Annotated in this window: 17 protein-coding genes; 7 read left to right on the top strand and 10 right to left on the bottom strand. The window is 72.8% G+C overall.

What is annotated here, in order from left to right:
- Positions 1-23: 23 nt before the first annotated feature.
- Positions 24-230: a cell division protein SepF gene (sepF, locus tag ACH35V_RS00550; RefSeq protein ID WP_395969480.1), complete on the bottom strand. Its 207-nt coding sequence runs from the start codon at positions 228-230 to the stop codon at positions 24-26.
- Between the two features lie 164 nt (positions 231-394).
- Between sepF and ACH35V_RS00555 the strand changes: the two genes are divergently transcribed.
- Positions 395-868: an ATP-binding protein gene (locus tag ACH35V_RS00555; protein WP_395969481.1), complete on the top strand. Its 474-nt coding sequence runs from the start codon at positions 395-397 to the stop codon at positions 866-868.
- Between the two features lie 102 nt (positions 869-970).
- Here ACH35V_RS00555 and ACH35V_RS00560 read toward each other — a convergent pair whose 3' ends face one another.
- The 3 genes from ACH35V_RS00560 to ACH35V_RS00570 form a co-directional block, all read right to left on the bottom strand.
- A complete protein-coding gene (locus tag ACH35V_RS00560) occupies positions 971-1,624 on the bottom strand; it encodes a choice-of-anchor P family protein (protein ID WP_395969482.1) in 654 nt (217 codons plus the stop codon).
- A gap of 83 nt (positions 1,625-1,707) precedes the next feature.
- Positions 1,708-2,538 (bottom strand): L,D-transpeptidase, encoded by an 831-nt coding sequence (locus ACH35V_RS00565; RefSeq protein WP_395969483.1) that lies wholly within the window; start codon positions 2,536-2,538, stop codon positions 1,708-1,710.
- Positions 2,539-2,720: 182 nt separating this feature from the next.
- On the bottom strand, positions 2,721-3,194 hold the full coding sequence (locus tag ACH35V_RS00570; RefSeq protein WP_395969484.1) for a MarR family winged helix-turn-helix transcriptional regulator: 474 nt from the start codon (positions 3,192-3,194) through the stop codon (positions 2,721-2,723).
- A 105-nt stretch (positions 3,195-3,299) separates the two neighbouring features.
- Between ACH35V_RS00570 and ACH35V_RS00575 the strand changes: the two genes are divergently transcribed.
- Positions 3,300-4,508, top strand: coding sequence for a PP2C family protein-serine/threonine phosphatase (locus tag ACH35V_RS00575; protein WP_395969485.1), 1,209 nt, complete (start codon positions 3,300-3,302; stop codon positions 4,506-4,508).
- On the opposite strand, the gene ACH35V_RS00580 is transcribed toward ACH35V_RS00575, so the two are convergent.
- The 3 genes from ACH35V_RS00580 to ACH35V_RS00590 all read right to left on the bottom strand — a co-directional run bounded on the left by ACH35V_RS00580 (position 4,492) and on the right by ACH35V_RS00590 (position 7,855).
- Complete coding sequence (locus tag ACH35V_RS00580; protein WP_395969486.1) at positions 4,492-4,929, bottom strand: response regulator; 438 nt, start codon at positions 4,927-4,929, stop codon at positions 4,492-4,494. The genes ACH35V_RS00575 and ACH35V_RS00580 overlap by 17 nt on opposite strands.
- The gene (locus ACH35V_RS00585) at positions 4,926-6,566 is read right to left on the bottom strand and encodes an ATP-binding protein (RefSeq protein ID WP_395969487.1); all 1,641 of its coding nucleotides are present in this window, start codon (positions 6,564-6,566) and stop codon (positions 4,926-4,928) included. The genes ACH35V_RS00580 and ACH35V_RS00585 overlap by 4 nt, the downstream gene beginning before the upstream one ends.
- An 80-nt stretch (positions 6,567-6,646) precedes the next feature.
- The gene (locus ACH35V_RS00590; RefSeq protein ID WP_395969488.1) at positions 6,647-7,855 is read right to left on the bottom strand and encodes a PP2C family protein-serine/threonine phosphatase; all 1,209 of its coding nucleotides are present in this window, start codon (positions 7,853-7,855) and stop codon (positions 6,647-6,649) included.
- A 204-nt stretch (positions 7,856-8,059) separates the two neighbouring features.
- On the opposite strand from ACH35V_RS00590, the gene ACH35V_RS00595 reads away from it, so the two are divergent.
- Together ACH35V_RS00595 and ACH35V_RS00600 are read left to right on the top strand one after the other, a co-directional pair.
- The gene (locus tag ACH35V_RS00595) at positions 8,060-8,653 is read left to right on the top strand and encodes an RNA polymerase sigma factor (RefSeq protein WP_395969489.1); all 594 of its coding nucleotides are present in this window, start codon (positions 8,060-8,062) and stop codon (positions 8,651-8,653) included.
- Positions 8,653-9,825, top strand: a complete 1,173-nt coding sequence (locus tag ACH35V_RS00600) for a CU044_5270 family protein (RefSeq protein ID WP_395969490.1) — start codon at positions 8,653-8,655, stop codon at positions 9,823-9,825. Before ACH35V_RS00595 ends, ACH35V_RS00600 begins: the two co-directional genes overlap by 1 nt.
- Positions 9,826-9,912: 87 nt before the next feature.
- On the opposite strand, the gene ACH35V_RS00605 is transcribed toward ACH35V_RS00600, so the two are convergent.
- The gene (locus tag ACH35V_RS00605) at positions 9,913-10,218 is read right to left on the bottom strand and encodes a hypothetical protein (RefSeq protein ID WP_395969491.1); all 306 of its coding nucleotides are present in this window, start codon (positions 10,216-10,218) and stop codon (positions 9,913-9,915) included.
- Between the two features lie 93 nt (positions 10,219-10,311).
- The gene (locus ACH35V_RS00610; RefSeq protein WP_395969492.1) at positions 10,312-11,871 is read right to left on the bottom strand and encodes a pentapeptide repeat-containing protein; all 1,560 of its coding nucleotides are present in this window, start codon (positions 11,869-11,871) and stop codon (positions 10,312-10,314) included.
- Positions 11,872-11,987: 116 nt separating this feature from the next.
- On the opposite strand from ACH35V_RS00610, the gene ACH35V_RS00615 reads away from it, so the two are divergent.
- The 3 genes from ACH35V_RS00615 (at position 11,988) to ACH35V_RS00625 (ending at position 15,726) form a co-directional block, all read left to right on the top strand.
- Complete coding sequence (locus tag ACH35V_RS00615; protein WP_395969493.1) at positions 11,988-12,536, top strand: hypothetical protein; 549 nt, start codon at positions 11,988-11,990, stop codon at positions 12,534-12,536.
- Positions 12,537-12,662: 126 nt separating this feature from the next.
- Entirely contained in the window at positions 12,663-14,750 is a 2,088-nt protein-coding gene (locus tag ACH35V_RS00620) for an RNA degradosome polyphosphate kinase (RefSeq protein ID WP_395969494.1), read from the top strand.
- A 52-nt stretch (positions 14,751-14,802) separates the two neighbouring features.
- Entirely contained in the window at positions 14,803-15,726 is a 924-nt protein-coding gene (locus ACH35V_RS00625; RefSeq protein WP_395969495.1) for an NUDIX domain-containing protein, read from the top strand.
- Here the strand turns inward: ACH35V_RS00625 and ACH35V_RS00630 are convergent.
- Positions 15,692-17,185, bottom strand: a complete 1,494-nt coding sequence (locus ACH35V_RS00630; protein WP_395969496.1) for a CHAD domain-containing protein — start codon at positions 17,183-17,185, stop codon at positions 15,692-15,694. The two genes, ACH35V_RS00625 and ACH35V_RS00630, sit on opposite strands and share 35 nt — an antisense overlap.
- Positions 17,186-17,237: the final 52 nt, after the last annotated feature.

Below are 17,237 nucleotides of genomic sequence, written 5' to 3' on the forward strand. Positions count from 1 at the left end.
GCTGCCGTCGAGGGCCGGGGGCGTCAGGGTTGGAGGAGGAAGAGCCTGCGGTCGACGCGGTCCATGGCGCCGCCGCGGCCGAAGACCAGGCCGGTGGCGAAATCGACGATCTGCTTGGCCTCGGCGTCCGTCACGTCCGTCAGGTCCATGAGGACGGGCACGCCCTTGCGGAAGAAGTGCCCGACGTACAGGACCTCGTTGTAGTTCTGGGGGCGCAGTGACTTGACCACCGCCCCAGTGTGCCCCTCCGCCGCCGCACGTCAAGTGGTCCACGTCACAGCGGAATTCTCATCAAATGGCGGTAGGGCGCTGGTCGGCGCGTTTTTCCGGTGGCAGGAGTTTCCCGTGGAGATCAACGGGAAATCTGGCTGCTAGAGGAACGGAGGCGATTGGCATGGAGGTCGTTCTCGAAATGACCCTGCCGAGGAACGCCGAGAGCGCGCCGCTGGTGCGGCACACGCTCGACGCCTCGCTCCGCGGGCTCGGGGTCGCCTCCGATATCCGTGCCGACATCTCGCTCGCCCTCGGGGAGGCGTGCGCGAACGTCATCCAGCACGCCGCGAACGGGCTGGAGTACGAGGTCCGAGCGCGGATGGACGGGACGAGATGCGTCGTCGAGGTCATCGACGGGGGCGTGGCGGACGACTCCGAGACCGTCGAACCCCGTCCCGAGCCCCGTTCCGAGTCCGGTCCCGAGCCCCGTCCCGAGACCGGCGCCGCCGGCTGGGACGACGCGCAGGCGTCGCTGCTGGCCGAGCACGGGCGGGGCCTTCAACTGATGCGGGCGTTCACCGAGGAACTGCGCTTCGCCGATCGCGTCCACCGCGACGGCTCGATCGTGCATTTCGAGAAGTCGCTGGCGAGCTGACGGCAACGGTCCGACGGCCAGAACGAGACGGAGACGGCGACGGCCCGGCGGAATCGATCCGCCGGGCCGCCGCGTCGTGCGTCCGTCAAGGGGCCGGGGGTGTCAGCCGGTGACGGGGAGGTCGCGCTTCACCGGCTTCGGGGCGGGCGCCTCGGCCGGAACCGACCCGCCCCTGCACGTCGCGGACGCGATCCGGACCGTCGACGCCTTCCCCGGAAGCGGCAGCCGCAGCTCCATCGCGGTGACGGCGAGCCGGCCGTCCGCCATCCGCTGCTGCTTGTTGAGGATCAGCGAGGCGCGGCCGAGGCCGTCCACGTCGACCGGGACGGTGGTGTTCGGCGGCGGTGACGCGTCCAGGCGCTTGCCCGCGAACTCGGCGCGGGTCAGGTGCGCGGAGCCCCGCCCGCCGTCGCACTCGGCGGACACGGCGCTGGCCAGCAGCCGCGCGGGCGGGACGGCGAGGTGCGCGACGGTCGAGCGGGCGCGGGACGAGGAGGCGCTGACGTCCAGCGCGGACGCGTCGACCAGCTTCGTGTGGTTCTCGCGCGCCAGGCTCTTGCTGACCGGGCCCGCCGCGGACGAGACGGCCGGCATCGGCGGGACGGCGAGCGGCCCGTCGACCGTCAGCCCGTACGCCGACCCCTCGGGACGCGGGGCGGCGGTCGCCGCGGCCGGAACCGCGGCAGCGGCGGCGGCCAGGCCGGTGACCAGCAGGCCGGTGACGGCAAGCCGTTTGGAGGCATGGCGGTAACGCATGATCGTTCTCCGATTCTTGAGATCTGGGACGGATCCGACCGCCGGGTCGCCGGTCGGCCGGATGTAGCGGGGCTGAGGGCGGCTCAGGCGGTGATGAGCACCGGCGAGCCGAGCGGGACGCGCGACAGCGTCCGGAGCGCGTCCTTCGGCACCCGGACGCAGCCGTGCGTGACGGCCGTGCCGAACACGGACGTGTCGGGCCACCCGTGCAGGGCGACGGTGCCTGGGCCGCCGCCGAAGGTGTCGAGGGTCGCCGAGTGGGTGCCGAGCGGCAGGACGAGGGGGCTCGGCGTCTTCTTCGCCGGGGCGAGCGTCGCCATGATGAACGTCCGGCCCTGCGGCGTCGGGGTCTTGGCGGCGCCGATCGCGACCGTCCACTGCCCGGCCTTCCGCGCGGACTTGAGCAGCGTGAGGCGGCGCTTCGCGAGGTCGACCCGGACGGTGTAGGGCGTGCGCGCGGTGCTCAGCCCGTCGCCGGAGATCCAGCCGCTCGACCCGTTGGGCCTGGACGGCAGCAGCACGCGCCGCCAGTCGCCGGAGGTCTCCACCACGGGCACCCAGGTGGGGCCGCCGAGCTGCTCGGCGGGGAGCGTGGCGACGGGCCGTCCGGCGGGACGGTCGAACACCGGGGCCGGGCCGTCCGGGTGCACGACCAGGCCGTCGGTGGCACGGCTCGGCTCGGTGTCCTTGGGCGCTCCGGAGACCGTGGTGAACGTGGTGGCCTCGGGGATCTTGGACGCGCCCGCCTTGCCCACGGACGCGGCCGGCCCGGCGGAACCGGTGGACGCGGTGGACGCGGCGCCGTGGGGCGCGCCCCCGCAGCCGCCGAGCAGCAGCACGGCGGCGACCGCGGGACCGGCGGCGACCGCCGGAACGGCGCGCCGGGAATGCCGCGGGGCTTTTTGAATCGCCATGAGGCGGGATGTTACTGCGACTTGGAGAGTGCGCAGCGTAAATGGCCAAAATCGAGCCCGAGGTCGCCCGCTAAAATGGCGCTATTCCCCGAACTATTGGAAGCTTCGCGCGCAGCAGGCAGTTCCGAAGAAAAGCGGATATTTAAGGACGGCCCAGACGGGCATGGAGGAGGCCCGAAGGGTCAGGCCGGCATGGAGAACGAGCCGCCCTCGGAGCCCGGCTTGGAGGCCGCCTCGTGGAACTCGGTGAGCCCCCACAGCAGCGCCGCCTGCGCGGGCGCCGGCATCGAGGCCAGCACGCGGGTCAGCGCCTCGCGCCGGTGCCTTCGCAGCCGGTCGAGCAGCGCCTGGCCGTCCGCGCTCAGCCGCACCGTGACCTCGCGGCGGTCCCGGCCGTGGTCGCGGGTCAGCAGCCCGGACGCCTCCAGTCGGTCGCACAGCCGGCTCGCCGACGACACCAGCGCGCCGAGCTCGCCCGCCAGGTTGCTGACGTTGACCGCCCCGCGCTCCAGCACGAACAGCGCGCGGAGCTGCGTCGACGGAACCGGTACATCCGACGCGTTATGGGCACGGGACCACACGTCCATCAGGGTGAACGCGGCGTCGTCGAGCGCCGCCGCGGATTCCGCGGCTCCCTCACCCGACGTTCCCACCATGGCTCCCACTGTTACACACCACGTCGCCCGACGGCATCCCGCGCCCGCGGGCCCGCCGTCCCCCCGGCGGCGTCCACCCCCCGTCAGGAAGGAGTCCGTGCCGATATGAGCACTTATGAGAGACCTGTGGAGGACGAGTTCCGCGGCATCGAGCAGGCCGTCTGGGCGGCGCCCCCGCACCGTCTCGCCGAAGTCGCGAACGGGCTGATCGACCGGTACGCGAACGGCGGCGACGCGGGCGTCCTCCTCATCGACTACCGGCAGGCGTTCCTCGTCCCGACCGTCCGGGGACGTCCGGACGTGCCGGTCGACAACACCCTTCCGGGACGGGCGTTCGCGTCGCAGCGGATCGTCGGGGAACCGTCCCGCGAGGACGGCGGCCGCCTCGTCCACCTGCCGCTGACCGTGCAGGGCGAGCGCCTCGGCGTGCTGACCGTCGGGCTCCCGGACGGCGCGCCCGGCTGGCTGGAGGACTTCGCCGTCGTCGTCGCCCGCGCCCTGAAGCTGGCCGACCAGAGCACCGACCTGTTCCGGCGCATCCGGCGGCGGACCCGGCTGACGCTCGCGGCCGAAATCCAATGGGAACTGCTGCCGGCGCCGTCCTGCGACGCCGCCGAATTCCATTTCGCGGGGCAGCTCGAACCCGCCTACGCGGTGTGGGGCGACAATTTCGACTGGGCGGCGTCCGAGGAAAGGCTCACGCTGACGGTCAGCAACGGAATGGGTTCGGGAACGGACGCGGCCGTGCTGACCCACCTCGCGATCAGCGCGCTGCGGAACGCGCGGCGGTCCGGCGGCGACCTCGTCGAGCAGGCCGCGCTCGCCGACCAGACGCTGTACGCGCGGCACCGCGGCGAGCGGCACGTGGCCACGCTGCTGCTGGACTTCGACCTCGCGACCGGACGCGTCCGGGCCGTCGACGCGGGCTCGCCGATGATCTTCCGGGTGCGGGACGGGGTCCCCGAAGGCGTCGGGTTCGACGCGCAGATGCCGCTCGGGATGTTCGGCGACACCCTGTACGAGGTGGAGGAGTTCACCGTCCGGCCGGGGGACCGGCTGGTCCTGGTCAGCGACGGGGTGCACTCGGCCCTGTCCCCGGAAGGGGCGCCGTTCACGCGGTCGGCGCTGGCGCAGGCGATGCGCGCCACCCGGATGCAGGCGCCGCCCGAGGCCGTCCGCACCATGATCCGGCACTTCATCGCCTTCCACGAGGACACCGAACCGGCCGACGACGCGGTGATCGTCTGTCTCGACTGGACGGGCCGGGACGGTGCGACGGGCGGGCCCGGCGGACCGGTCAGCGGGGGAGCTTGACCACGGTCACGAAGAAGTCGTCGATCCGGCGGACGACGGAGATGAACTGGTCGAAGTCGACGGGCTTGGTGACGTAGGCGTTGGCGTGCAGGTGGTAGCTGCGCAGGATGTCCTCCTCCGCCTCGGACGTGGTGAGCACCACGACGGGGATGGCCCGCAGGCCGGGGTCCGCCTTGATCTCGCCGAGCACCTCCCGCCCGTCCTTGCGCGGCAGGTTCAGGTCGAGCAGCACCAGGTCGGGACGCGGGACGTCCGCGTACTCGCCCTCCTGCCGCAGGAACGCCATCGCCTGCTCGCCGTCGTTGACGACGTGCAGCGCGTTGCGGACCTTGTTGTGCTCCAGCGCCTCGACGGTCAGCAGGACGTCGCCGGGGTCGTCCTCGACGAGCAGGATCTCTATGGGGTGGGGGGCTGCGCTCATGGGAAGTCCCTCTTCGCTGTCGGGTCCGTGACCGGGGCGCCGATGCTCGCCCGGTTCCGGGCCGGCAACGTCCAGTGGATGGTGGTGCCGGGGGCGCCCGGGGCGGCGGCGGTGCCAGGGGCGGCGGTGCCGGGGGCGGCGGTGTCGAGCCAGATCCGGCCGCCGTGGTACTCGACGATCTTCTTGCAGAGGGCCAGCCCGATGCCCGTGCCGGTGTACTCGTCGCGCGGATGGAGCCGCTGGAAGATCAGGAAGATCCGGTCGGCGTGCCGGGGCTCGATGCCGATGCCGTTGTCGGCGCAGCGGAACTCCCACTCGCCCCCGGCCCGCCGGGCGTCGACGGTGATGCGGGGCGGCTCGTCCGGGCGGCGGAACTTGATCGCGTTGCCGACGAGGTTCTGGAAGAGCTGGACGAGCTGGGTGCGGTCGCCGGGGACGCTCGGCAGGTCGCCGACGTCCACCCGGGCGCCCGTCTCCTCGCGCAGCGCGGCGAGGTTGTCCAGGGCGCGCTGGGCGGCGTCGTTGAGGTCGACGGATTCCTCCAGGTCGGTCAGGCGCCCGGCCCTGGAGAAGCTCAGCAGGTCGTTGATGAGGGCCTGCATGCGCTTGGCGCCGTCGACGGCGAACTCGATGTAGCGGCGTCCGCGCTCGTCGAGCTGGTCCCCGTACCGGCGTTCGAGCATCTGGCAGAAGCTCGCGACCTTGCGCAGCGGTTCTTGCAGGTCGTGGCTCGCGACGTAGGCGAACTGCTCCAGCTCGGCGTTGGACCGGCGCAGCTCCTCGGCCTGCTCGTCCAGGCGCCGCGTCTGCTCGACGGTGGCCCGCCACTCGTCGATGATCCGGTGCCGCATCGCGTCGATGATCGCCGTCAGCTCGTTGATCTCGGACGGGCCCGGGACGTCCAGCGGATACCCGAAGTCGCCCTGCGCGACCGCGCGGACGCGTCCGGTCAGCGTGGACACGGGCGTCAGGACGGTCCGCCTGATCAGCACGGTCAGCGCCAGCGCGGCCAGCACGACGAGGGCGAGCGCGGCGCCGATCGACCACATGGCCGTCGTCGCGCGGGACCGCAGCCTGTCGGCGGCCCGGTCGTGCAGCCTGGTGAGACCGGCCTGCAGCGGCGTCATGTCGCCGCGCGCCTGGCTGAGCAGCCGCCGCGACAGGCGGCTCTGATCGGGTTCGAGGCCCCGGCCGCCCGGCCCGGCCGCGACCCGGTCGGCGAAGGCGGTGCGCCACGCGCGGGAGTCGGCGGTCGCCGTGTCCAGGAGGTGGACGACGTTCTCGCTGCCGGGCACCCCCTCCAGGAGGCGGCGCATCCGGGCCGCGGACGCCGCCTCCTGCGCGACGGCCGCGCGGTATTCGGTGAGCCAGCCCCGCCCGCCGTCCATCGCGTACTCGCGGATGGCCGTGTCCTGGGCGCTGACGGCCGACGAGAGCTGGAACTGCTCCAGCGCCGCCGGGTCGACCTGGTCGATCAGGACGTCCCGCGCCTCGTTGTTCTCGTACAGCGCCGCCGCGGTCTGCGCGAAGGCGACCAGCAGGAGGACGCCGAGGACGATCGAGCCGATCCGGTAGATCTGGACGAGCCGGATCCGGCCCATCCCGCGCCCCTTGGGGACGTCCTTCGCCGGTAGCACGATGGGCGGTCCGGAGACCCGCCGGACATCCGGCTTCGGCTCCGGCTCCGGTTCGGCTTCCGCGGGCTCGCCGGGCGGCATCAATCGTCGCCCCGGCTCAGCAGCAGGACGGCCAGGTCGTCGGACAGGACGTCCCCGTTCAGCCGCTCCGCCTCAGCGATGAGCCCGTCCACCAGGACGTCGCCGCGCTGCCCTTCGCCGTGCGCGGCCGTCGCCAGCTCCATCAGGCCGGACAGGTCGAGATGCCCGCCGCCGTCGCCCGCGAACCCCTCGATGAGGCCGTCGGTGTAGAGCAGCAGCCCCCACGAGTCGCCGAGTTCGAGGTCGACGGCGGGCCACTCCACGCCGGGGATCATCCCGAGCAGCCCGAGCGCGGGGCCGCGCGGCTCGTCCGGGACGGCACGCACGCCGTCCGGCCCGAAGAACAGCGGGCGCGGATGCCCGGCCCGGTGCAGCCGCGCGGTGCGCCGGTCGGGCGCGATCGTCAGCATGCACACGGTGGTGAAGATCTCCTCGCCCCACCGCTCGTGCTGCAGGACGGCGTCGAGCGTGTCCAGGAGCCGGTCGCCGGTGTGCCCGGCGAGGACCAGCGTCCGCCACGCCATGCGGAGCCGCACCCCGAGGGACGCCTCGTCCGCGCCGTGCCCGCTGACGTCGCCGATCACGACGTGCACGGCGCCGTCGGCGGTCTCGACGGTGTCGTGGAAGTCGCCGCCGAGCAGGGCGCGGTCGCGTCCCGGCCGGTACCGGGTGTGGTGCCGCAGCGTCGTGTCGGTGAGGATCGGGACGGGCAGCAGCCCGCGCTCCAGCCGCGCGTTCTCCCTGCTCAGCGCGCGTGCCTCGACGAGCTGCCGCTCCGACTCGTCGGCCCGCTTGCGCTCGATCGCGTAGCTGATCGCGCGGGTGAGCAGGGCGCCGTCGACGTCCTGCTTGACGATGTAGTCCTGCGCGCCCGCGGCGACGGCCTCCACGCCGACGTGCTCGTCGGCGAGGCCGGTCAGCACCAGGACGGCGGTGGCCGGGGCGTGCGCTCGGACCTGCCGCAGCGCGTCCAGGCCCTCCGCGTCCGGTAGCGACAGGTCGACGATGACGCACTGGATGTCGGCCCGCAGCGCGTCCAGGGCCCCGGCGAGCGTCGTCGCGACCGTGATCCGCACGTCGGGCTGCGCCTCGGTCAGCAGTTCCTCGAACAGGAAGGTGTCGCCCGGATCGTCCTCGACGAGGAGCAGGTGCGGGGACCCGGCGACACCGAGGAGCCTTTCGGCGCCGCGACTGTGCATCGCGGTCATCTCTCAGCTCCCTTGGCGTCGTCGTTTGCCGTTGGGCAAATATTAGGGGTGATGTCGCGTGCGAAACGGAGCTTTTCTCGCTCCAACGTACTTCTCTCGCTCGTCGCTCCCGGGTCCATGCGTAACGATGGGCCTCCCCCGGCCACTACCTGGTGACACGAACACGCGGACACCCCGGACCCCGGATGGACGGAGAAGCAGGCGGTGGCAGATGAGGCCGACGAGGCTCACGAGACTCACGAGGAACGGCGCTTCACCGCGATCTACGACGAATGCCGCCAGCGCGTGTGGGCGTACGCCGCCGCCCGCGCCGGACGGCAGGCCGCGGACGAGGTGGTGAGCGAGACGTTCGCCATCGCCTGGCGGCGGCTCGCGGACATCCCCGACCCGGCGCTGCCGTGGCTGCTCGGCGTCGCGCGGAACGTGCTGCGCGCCGGGCACCGGGCGGAGGTGCGGCGGGAGTCGTTCGCCGCCGAGCTCGGGCGGTGGACGGCGCGTCCCGCAGGCGACATCGCCGAGGACGTGGCGGAGCGCCTCGCCGTCCTGCGCGCGATGGCGGCGCTGCCGGACGGCGACAGGGAGATCCTGATCCTCGTCGCCTGGCAGGGGCTGACACCGCGCGACGCCGCCCGCGTCGTCGGCTGCTCGCCCGCCGCGCTGCGGGTCCGGCTGCACCGGGCGCGCCGCCGGCTCGCCCGCGCCGCCGAGGGCGCCGAAGCCCCCGCCGCCGACCCGGCGGCGACCACCCCCCAGGCCGCGACGCGGCGGCAAGTGGCGACTGTTCAGGAGGAGATGTGATGAGCGACGTGCTGCGGACCCTGCGGGAGGCCCGGCCTGCCGACCTCGACCCGGATGCGCCGGTCGACGCGCGGGTGCGGGAGGCGGAGCTGGTGCGTGCGATGGCCGCCGGGCCCGGCCCGGCCGGGGTGCGGTCGCGGGCGGCGGCGCGGAGGCGCGTCCGTCCGGTGTGGGGTGTGGGCCTCGCGGGGGTCGTGGCGGCGGCCGGGGCGGTGGCGGCGGTGGCCTTCGTCCCGTCCGGCGGGGACGGGCCGGAGCCGCGCCGGGCGGGCGGCGATCACGGGCAGACGCAGCGGCTCGACGCGAAGACCGTCCTGCTCACCGCCGCGCAGAAGGCCGATGGACGGGCCGACACGATGCGCGCGTACTGGCACACGGTGTCGGTCTCGTCCCACACGTCCACGGTCGGGAAGGACGGCGCCCGCTACAGCGTGACCGTCCGGAACAAGTACGAGAGCTGGACGCCCAGCAAGCCGGGCGGCACGGTGTACGGGCGGCAGCAGTACCTCGGGGCGAAGCCCACGACGGCGGCGGACGAGGCGGCGTGGCGGCGCGCCGGATCGCCGGACGCGTTCGAGATCCGGGTGCCCATCACCCCCGGCGGCAAGATCACCAAGCCGTACCGGGCGAAGCTGGCGCCGACGTCGCAGCAGCCGCCCAAGCTCAACGCGTCGCCGCTGGTCGACGGCGACAAGGTGTTCTGGCTCGGCCGGAACGTGACGATGCGGCAGCTGCGGGCGTTGCCGTCCGACCCGAAACGGCTCAAGGCCGAGCTGATGCGGTGGTACGAGGGGCACGACACCGAGTCCGACCGCCCGATGGACGGCGGCGAGTGGCTCTACCGCGTCGCGAGCGGGCTGGTGATGGACATGCCGGTGCGGCCCGAGGTGCGGGCGGCCGGGTTCCGGATGCTGGCCGGGCTCCCGGCGGTGACGTCGATCGGCCAGGTCACGGACCCGCAGGGCCGTCCGGGCAATGCGATCGCCGTCGACGGCAAGACGCCGTCCGGGATGCTCCGCGAACAGGTGATCATCGATCTGTCGACCGGGACGGCGCTGGCCAGGGCGACCGTCATGGCGAAGCCCGCGCCAGGGACCGACGTCCCCGCCGGGCGGACGATGAGCTCCGAGGTCCTGCTCACCGCCGAATGGACGGACTCGGCCCCGCGCTGAGCCGCGAGCGGGAGGGGACGGTGCCCGCAGGGCGGTGCCGTCCCTTCCTCACGCGCGTTGCGCGAGGGTTTAGTGATCTATATGTGATCAGGCGCTTTTGGGGGTTCGGCGGGCGGTTTTCTGAGCGGCTCTGCGCTGTGCGGCGGCGGAGCGGGCGCGGTTGAGGCTTTCCCTGACCTTGGCGGCGCCGCGGGTGGCGGTCGCGGTGTCCTTGGCGCGTCCGGCGTAAACCGCGAGGACTTCGGAGACGGGCGGCGGCTGCCATTCCTCCTTGAGTACGAGCGGCAGGACGGGAACCGGTGCGGCGGCGGTGTTCGCGGGCACGGGGACGAGCGCGAGAGGCGATTGGCAGTGCGGGCACTGCACCCCCGGATGGTGGGTGTCTCTGCTCATAACAAGAATGATTACCCAAGGGTCTGACAAAACGGAGCCCCCGCCCTTTTGCCGAGACCCGGGGGCGCGCGCGGACGTCAGATCACGGGGCGGTTATGTGTTGTCGCCGTTCATGTGGAGCATGCGGGCGGCGTCCTGGCGATTGTCGTGGCGCAGGAGCGTCGCGCCCGAGCAGACCAGCGCGACGAGGATGGCGATCCACGCGACGGCGCGTCCGGCCCGGAGGCCGTAACCGCAGGTGATCCAGAGAAGGTGCAGGCCCCAGCGCCGCCACCGTCCGGGTTCGCTGCGCCGGCGCTTCTCCAGCGCGCTGTACCGGAAGTCCCTGGCGAGGCGGCGGCGTCCGGAGTCGGCGGTGGCGCGGGCCATGTCGCGGTACAGCGCGGCCAGCCGGTCGTCGCCGCGGGCGCTGTCGTTGTCGTTGTTGCCGCGGGCGCTGTCGTCGTCGGCGAGGACGGCGCGTCCCGGGCCCCGGCGCGGCCATGACCTGCGGTGCGCGGTCGCGAACGTGCAGTCGCCGGTGATGCGCAGCGCGTCCGGGCGGCGCAGGCCGAGGAAGCCGCAGCCGCTCAGGTCGACGTCCGTCAGCCGGACCAGCGCGGCCTCGACCCGCCGCAGCGAGGTCAGCCGCACGGTCCCGGGGCCCGGCCAGGACGGCTCGGCGAGGCCCTGGATCGGGTGCGCCAGCGTGCGGACGGACACCGTCGCGTCGAAGACGGCGTCCTCCAGGTCCAGCTCGGCGTGCCGCAGCCGGAAGTCGGCCTCCCCGTGGACGGTCGCGCCGCGCGCCGTGACGTGCCGGGCCGCCGCGTGGACGCGGAGGCCGCCGTGCGCGCAGACGTCCGCCAGCCCGATCCGGCCGCCCGCGACCAGCGGGCCGAGCCACGCGCCGCGGCGGAACTTGGTGCGCTCCAACCTGGCGTGCCTGGTGACCTGGACGCGCTTGAACGACACCGCTCCGCCGAAGCACGCCGCCTGCATCGCCGCGTCCCGTCCGAACCTGGCGCGGTCGAAGCAGGCCGCGCCCATGAACACCGCGCGCCGGAACGACGCGTCCGCGTGCCAGCCGGCCTCGCCGAACAGCGCGTCCCCGGCGAAGACGGCCTCCTCGAAGGAGGCGTGCCGGTGGAAGCGCGCCGCGTGGAAGGACACGTTGCTGCCGAACCGCGCCCCGCGGAACGAGACGTTGCCGAAGAACCGCGCGTCGTAGAACGAGGCGCCGCCGAGGAAGCAGGCGCCGTCGAACGAGCTGTCGCCCTCCACGCAGAAGCCGCGCAGCCCGGCGTCGGACGGCAGCACCGCCCGGTCGAAGCGCGTCCGGCCCAGGTGGGGGCGCCCGTCGGGTCCGGTGACGGCGTCCAGCACGGCGTCCAGCAGCCACGGCGGGACGGTCACGCCCCGCAGGTCCAGATCGCCGCCCGGACGCAGCGAACCCACGAACCGTTCGAACTCGGCCGGAGCCAGATGGGCGGGGCAGCCGCCCGGCCCCGGGGAGTCGCCCGGCCCACCGTCCTCCAGCCCCCACCCACCACCATTCAAACGACGGGCTCCGCCCGGCCCGTCGACGGCGCGTCCCATGCATCCCTGGACGGCTGAGCACCGCGGCCAGAACACCGCGGTCGTGGACGGCGGGAAAGGCTCGTGATGGGTCACGCTCTTCGGTCTACCAACGGCGCCACCCGCAGTGAAGCCCTCTTCATGGAGAGATCGGTGTCCCCCGCGTCCACACCGCCCCCTTTGACAACCTGTGCGGCGTAGTGTGAGGGCTTGTGGGGGAGCGGAGCCGGTGGGTCGCGGACGTGGACGCCCATCCCGGAGACGCGCCCGACCTTGCCCGCGCCGTCCTCGGCCGGCTCGTCGGCGCCGGGGTCGTGGTCGCCGACCGGACCGACTGCGTGCTCGGCGACGTCCCCGGCGGGTACGCGCCCGGCCCGTGCGCCTCGACGATCGTGGTCGGCGACCTCGGCGGCTTCCCTGACGTGTGGCCGAACGGCCTGGAGGTCGACGTCGGCCGCACCGCCTTCTACGGCAACGTCCGCGAGGACGACCGCGTGACCTGCCCGCACTGCTGCGCCTGGCTGCCGTTCGAGGCCGTCCTGCCCGAGGTGGAGGAGTGGCTGGAGGGCGGCCCGGACTCGCTGGTCTGCGCCCGCTGCGCCACCCGGACGGGCCTGAACGGATGGCGCTGGCCGGTGCCGTGCGCGTTCGCCGAGCTGGGCCTGCGCTTCTGGAACTGGCCGCCGCTCGCGGACGCGTTCGTGCACGATCTGACCCGCCGCCTCGGACACCGTCTGATCACGGGCCACTCCGGTGGGTGACGGCGCGCGGACCCCGCTCAGATAGCGAGTGAACTGCGGGAACCCGGGGGATCATCGAATTGTCTGATACTTCGGCTAAGCACCCGAGTTCGACTGTCGTTCACCTTGCTCAGGGAAAATCATCGTATGACCGTCAATCCAGGACATATCCCTCATCAGGCCGAGGCGTTGCCGGAGGACCGCTTCCTCGATCGGGAGGAGAGCTGGCTCCGGTTCAACCAGCGCGTCCTGGAGCTGGCGGAGGATCCGGCGCTGCCGCTGCTCGAACGCGTCCGGTTCCTGTCGATCTTCGGGAGCAACCTGGACGAGTTCTTCATGGTCCGCGTCGCGGGCCTCGCCCGGCGGATGGCGACCGGGCTCGCCGTCCAGTCCGCCAGCGGCCGGCAGCCCCGCGAGGTGCTCGAACGCACCGGCGAGGTCGCGCACGAGCTGATGGAGCGGCACGCCGCCTGCTTCCGCGACGAGATCAGGCCCGCGCTCGGCGACGAGGGCGTCGACATCCTGCGCTGGGACGAGCTGGCCGAGACCGAGCAGGAGCGGATGCGCCGCCTGTTCCGCGACCGGATCTACCCCGTCCTCACCCCGCTCGTCGTCGACTCCGCGCACCCGTTCCCCTACATCTCGGGCCTGTCGCTCAACCTCGCGGTGATCGTCCGCGACCCGGAGACGGACGCGACGATGTTCGCCCGCGTCAAGGTCCCGCCGCTGCTGCCCCGGTTCATCGAGGCGTCCCCGGACCGGTTCACCCCGCTCGAGGACGTGATCGCCGCGCATCTCGGCCAGCTGTTCGTCGGGATGGAGGTCGTCGAGCACCACGCGTTCCGCGTCACCCGCAACCAGGACCTGGAGATCGACGACGACATCAGCGAGGGCCTCCTCCAGGCCCTCGAACGGGAGCTGCTGCGCCGCCGGTTCGGCCCGGTCGTCCGGCTGGAGGTCGAGGAGTCGATCTCCGGCGGGGTGCTCGAACTGCTGACGTCCGAGCTGGCCGTGCACGAGGGTCAGATCTACAGCGTTCCAGGACCGCTCGACCTCGGCGGCCTCGCGGCCATCGCCGACCTCGACCGGCCGGAGCTGAAATACCCCCCTTTCGTGCCGTCCAAGGAGGCCCTGCCGGAGGATGCGAGCATCTTCAGCGCCATCCGTGAACGGGACGTGCTCGTCCACCACCCCTACGACTCGTTCACCACGACCGTCCAGCGGCTGATCGAGGACGCCGCCACCGACCCGCGCGTCCTCGCGATCAAGCAGACGCTGTACCGGACGAGCGGCGACTCCCCGATCGTGGACGCGCTGATGAGCGCCGCCGAGGCCGGCAAGCAGGTCGTGGTCGTCGTCGAGCTGAAGGCCAGGTTCGACGAGCGCGCCAACATCGCGTGGGCGCGGAAGCTGGAGACGGCCGGCTGCCACGTCGTGTACGGGTTCGTCGGGCTGAAGACGCACTGCAAGCTGGCGCTGATCGTCCGGCAGGACGCGGAGGGCCAGCTGCGCCGCTACTGCCACATCGGCACCGGCAACTACCACCCGAAGACCGCCCGGCTGTACGAGGACTTCGGCCTGCTCACCGCCGACCCGGAGGTCGGCGAGGACGTCAGCGCCCTGTTCAACCACCTCACCGGCTACTCGCGCCAAGGCTCCTACCACCGGCTGCTCGTCGCGCCGAACAGCCTGCGGTCCGGGCTCGTCCAGCGGATCGAGCACGAGATCGACAACCGCCGGGCCGGGCATCCCGCCCGCGTCCGGATCAAGTGCAACTCGCTCGTCGACGAGGTGATCATCGACGCGCTGTACCGGGCGTCGCGGGCCGGGGTGCCGGTGGACGTCTGGGTCCGCGGCATCTGCGCGCTGCGCCCCGGCGTGCCCGGCCTGTCGGACGTGATCAGGGTGCGGAGCGTCCTCGGCCGGTTCCTGGAGCACTCGCGGGTGTTCGCGTTCGAGAACGGCGGCGAGCCCGAGGTGTGGATCGGCAGCGCCGACCTCATGCACCGCAACCTGGACCGCCGCGTCGAGGCCCTCGTCACCGTCACCGACCGGGCGCAGCGCGACGGCCTGCTCGACCTGCTCGACCGCGCCATGGACGACCGCACCGACGCGTGGGCGCTCACGGCCGACGGCGCCTGGACGCGGCTGGCGGCCGGTCCCGGCGAGACCCTCCAGGACATCCAGACCCACCTCGTCAAGAGCCGCCGATGGAGGACGGTCGAAGCCCAATGACCTGTGCGTGCGCCCCGCGGGCCTGTGCCCCGCGGGCCGGGGGAGGTGTGAGGTGGCGCTGCCGGTAGTCGTCCGGGCCGCCGGCACGCTGCTGTGGCGGGACGGCCCCGGCGTCGGCGCCGAGGGCGGGCCCGAGATCGCGGTGATCCACCGTCCCCGCTACGACGACTGGTCGTTCCCCAAGGGCAAGATCGACAAGGGCGAGCACATGCTGCGCGCCGCCGTCCGCGAGACCGAGGAGGAGACGGGCATCGTCCCGCGCCTCGGCCGCCGGCTGCCGACCAGCACCTATCCCGTCCGGGAACGCACCAAACAGGTCTACTACTGGGCGGCCAGGCCCGTGGCGGAGAGCGCGTTCACGCCGAACGACGAGGTGGACGAGCTCGCCTGGCTCCCGCCCGCCGCCGCGGAGGCCAGGCTCAGCTACCGCCACGACGTCGACCTGCTCCGCGAGTTCCTGCGCGGCCCCTCGGACACCGTGCCCTTCGTGATCCTGCGGCACGCGTCGGCGGGCGAGAAACTCGACTGGCGCGAAGCGGACGAGCTGCGTCCGCTGGACGCCGCCGGCCGCGGGGAGGCCGCCGACCTCACCCGCCTCCTCCGCTCCTACGGCCCGGCCCGGCTGGTCAGTTCCGCGACGGCGCGCTGCCTGGAAAGCGTCCTGCCGTACGCGCGGCTCGTCCGCAAGCCGATCAGCACCGAGGCGGCGTTCACGGTCGGCGCCACCAGCCCGGGACGGGCCGTCGAACGGCTCCTCGCCCTGGTCGCGGACGGCGTCCCGACCATCGTGAGCACCCACGGCGAGGTCGTCTCCGAACTCGTCACCGGGCTGTGCAAGGAGATGGGGGAGAAAGTCCCGGACGACCCGAGCCTGCGCAAGGCGGAATTCTGGGTGGCGCACCTGACCCCCGGTTCAATGGCGGCCCTGGAACGCCACAGCCCTAGAACGCTGGCCCCAGCGTCTGCGACCAGGTAGTCGGCAGCCGATCCCGCGCCGCCTCCGCCTCGCATTCTTCCTTTCCGTAGAGAACGCCCAACGCGAACGCCTCAGCCGGAATCCTGGTGCGTTTCCCGGCCGCCTCAAGATGCTCCATGGCGATCATGCCGTCCTGGTATTCGCCGAGGACCTCCTGGATGCGCTTGGCGTCCTTGACCACCCGCTTCGCCGCCGCACCCAGCACGGGAACCGCCAGCTCCGCCGCGTACCGCGCCCGCTTGGCCGCCTTCCGCGTCTCGTGCCGCGCGATGTCCGGATCGTCCGCCGTCTTGATCGACGCGTAGTCCTTGGCCATCCGGTCCCACGCCCGCGTGACGAGTCCGGGCAGTTCTTTGCGCGCCTTTCTGTCACCCAACCGCGCCAGCGGCGGATCGGCCACCAGCCGATCGAGCTCATCGAGCAGAGCGAAATACCGCGCCTCTTTAAGGGTCGCGTTCATGCGCCGGTAGGCGGCCCGCTCCTGCCTTTCCAGGTCGTCCAGCAGGAATGTCGGCGCCCCGGCGAAACGCATGCGCAGCACTTCACGGTCGCGCACCTCGCCGAGGACAGCGGCCAGCCACCGCAGCTCCGGGCCCAGCGGGTCCGTCCGCTCGGCGTCCAGGACCGTCCGGTAGCTGCGCAGCGCGCTCCGCAGCCGCCGCACCGCCACCCGCATCCGGTGGACGGCGTCGTCCTCGCCCAGCCGCGCCTTCGGGTCGAACGCCAGCACCGCCGCGACCTGGTCCGCGAGATAGGCCAGCACGACCTCCCCGGTCGTCACCGCCGGGGCCTTCCCGTTGGACGTCGCCTCCACGATCCACGACCGCGCCGCCGCCCGCGCCGCCGCGGGCTCCGACGGGACGACCGCGTCCCCGAGCAGCCGCCCCAGCTTGGACGACGACTTCGCCTTCCGCGCGCCGACCTTCCGCAGCCGCTTGCCCGCCGCCTTCAGCAGCTCAGGGGGCCCGCTGCCCAGCTCGACCTCGATCTCGCGCCACCGGACCGGCTCGCCGTCCGTCCCGGCCCGGCCCGTGACCAGGTCGTCGGCGACCTCCGCCAGCTCCGTCCCGTCCTCGGCGAGCAGCCGGACGACGGTCCGCACGGTCTCCAGCGTCGCGACCGGACGCAGTTCCTCCCCGCGCGTGTACGCCGCGACCAGCCCCGCCAGCCGCGCCGGGACGACCAGCGGACGGCCCAGCGGCGCCCGCAGCTCCTGCTTGCTGTCCGGCCCGGCGGGCATCTTGAGGTGCCAGCCCGCGTCCGTCCCGCCCCGCCTGCGCCGCAGCGTGATGCCGTGCGCCGCGAGCCGGAGATCGGCGGTGTCGAAATAGCCTGCGTGCAATTCATGGACCTCGGGCTCGGTGACCGACGCCACACCCGGCAGCCCGTCCAGCTCCGGCAGCACGAACCCGGCGGCGGCGTCGTACTTCTGCTCGATCTCGAGATGCCTTTCGGCCACGCTCAGCTCCTCAAGGACGTCGGCAACGGCGCACACCCAGTTGACAAGCATT

The sequence above is a fragment of the Actinomadura sp. 1N219 genome (assembly GCF_044326405.1).
Taxonomy (GTDB): Bacteria; Actinomycetota; Actinomycetes; order Streptosporangiales; family Streptosporangiaceae; genus Spirillospora.

Coding starts and splice junctions, on each gene's coding strand:
- ACH35V_RS00555 (WP_395969481.1), top strand. CDS start 395: ATGGAGGTCGTTCTCGAAATGACCCTGCCGAGGAACGCCGAGAGCGCG.
- ACH35V_RS00560 (WP_395969482.1), bottom strand. CDS start 1,624: ATGCGTTACCGCCATGCCTCCAAACGGCTTGCCGTCACCGGCCTGCTG.
- ACH35V_RS00565 (WP_395969483.1), bottom strand. CDS start 2,538: ATGGCGATTCAAAAAGCCCCGCGGCATTCCCGGCGCGCCGTTCCGGCG.
- ACH35V_RS00570 (WP_395969484.1), bottom strand. CDS start 3,194: ATGGTGGGAACGTCGGGTGAGGGAGCCGCGGAATCCGCGGCGGCGCTC.
- ACH35V_RS00575 (WP_395969485.1), top strand. CDS start 3,300: ATGAGCACTTATGAGAGACCTGTGGAGGACGAGTTCCGCGGCATCGAG.
- ACH35V_RS00580 (WP_395969486.1), bottom strand. CDS start 4,929: ATGAGCGCAGCCCCCCACCCCATAGAGATCCTGCTCGTCGAGGACGAC.
- ACH35V_RS00590 (WP_395969488.1), bottom strand. CDS start 7,855: ATGACCGCGATGCACAGTCGCGGCGCCGAAAGGCTCCTCGGTGTCGCC.
- ACH35V_RS00600 (WP_395969490.1), top strand. CDS start 8,653: ATGAGCGACGTGCTGCGGACCCTGCGGGAGGCCCGGCCTGCCGACCTC.
- ACH35V_RS00605 (WP_395969491.1), bottom strand. CDS start 10,218: ATGAGCAGAGACACCCACCATCCGGGGGTGCAGTGCCCGCACTGCCAA.
- ACH35V_RS00620 (WP_395969494.1), top strand. CDS start 12,663: ATGACCGTCAATCCAGGACATATCCCTCATCAGGCCGAGGCGTTGCCG.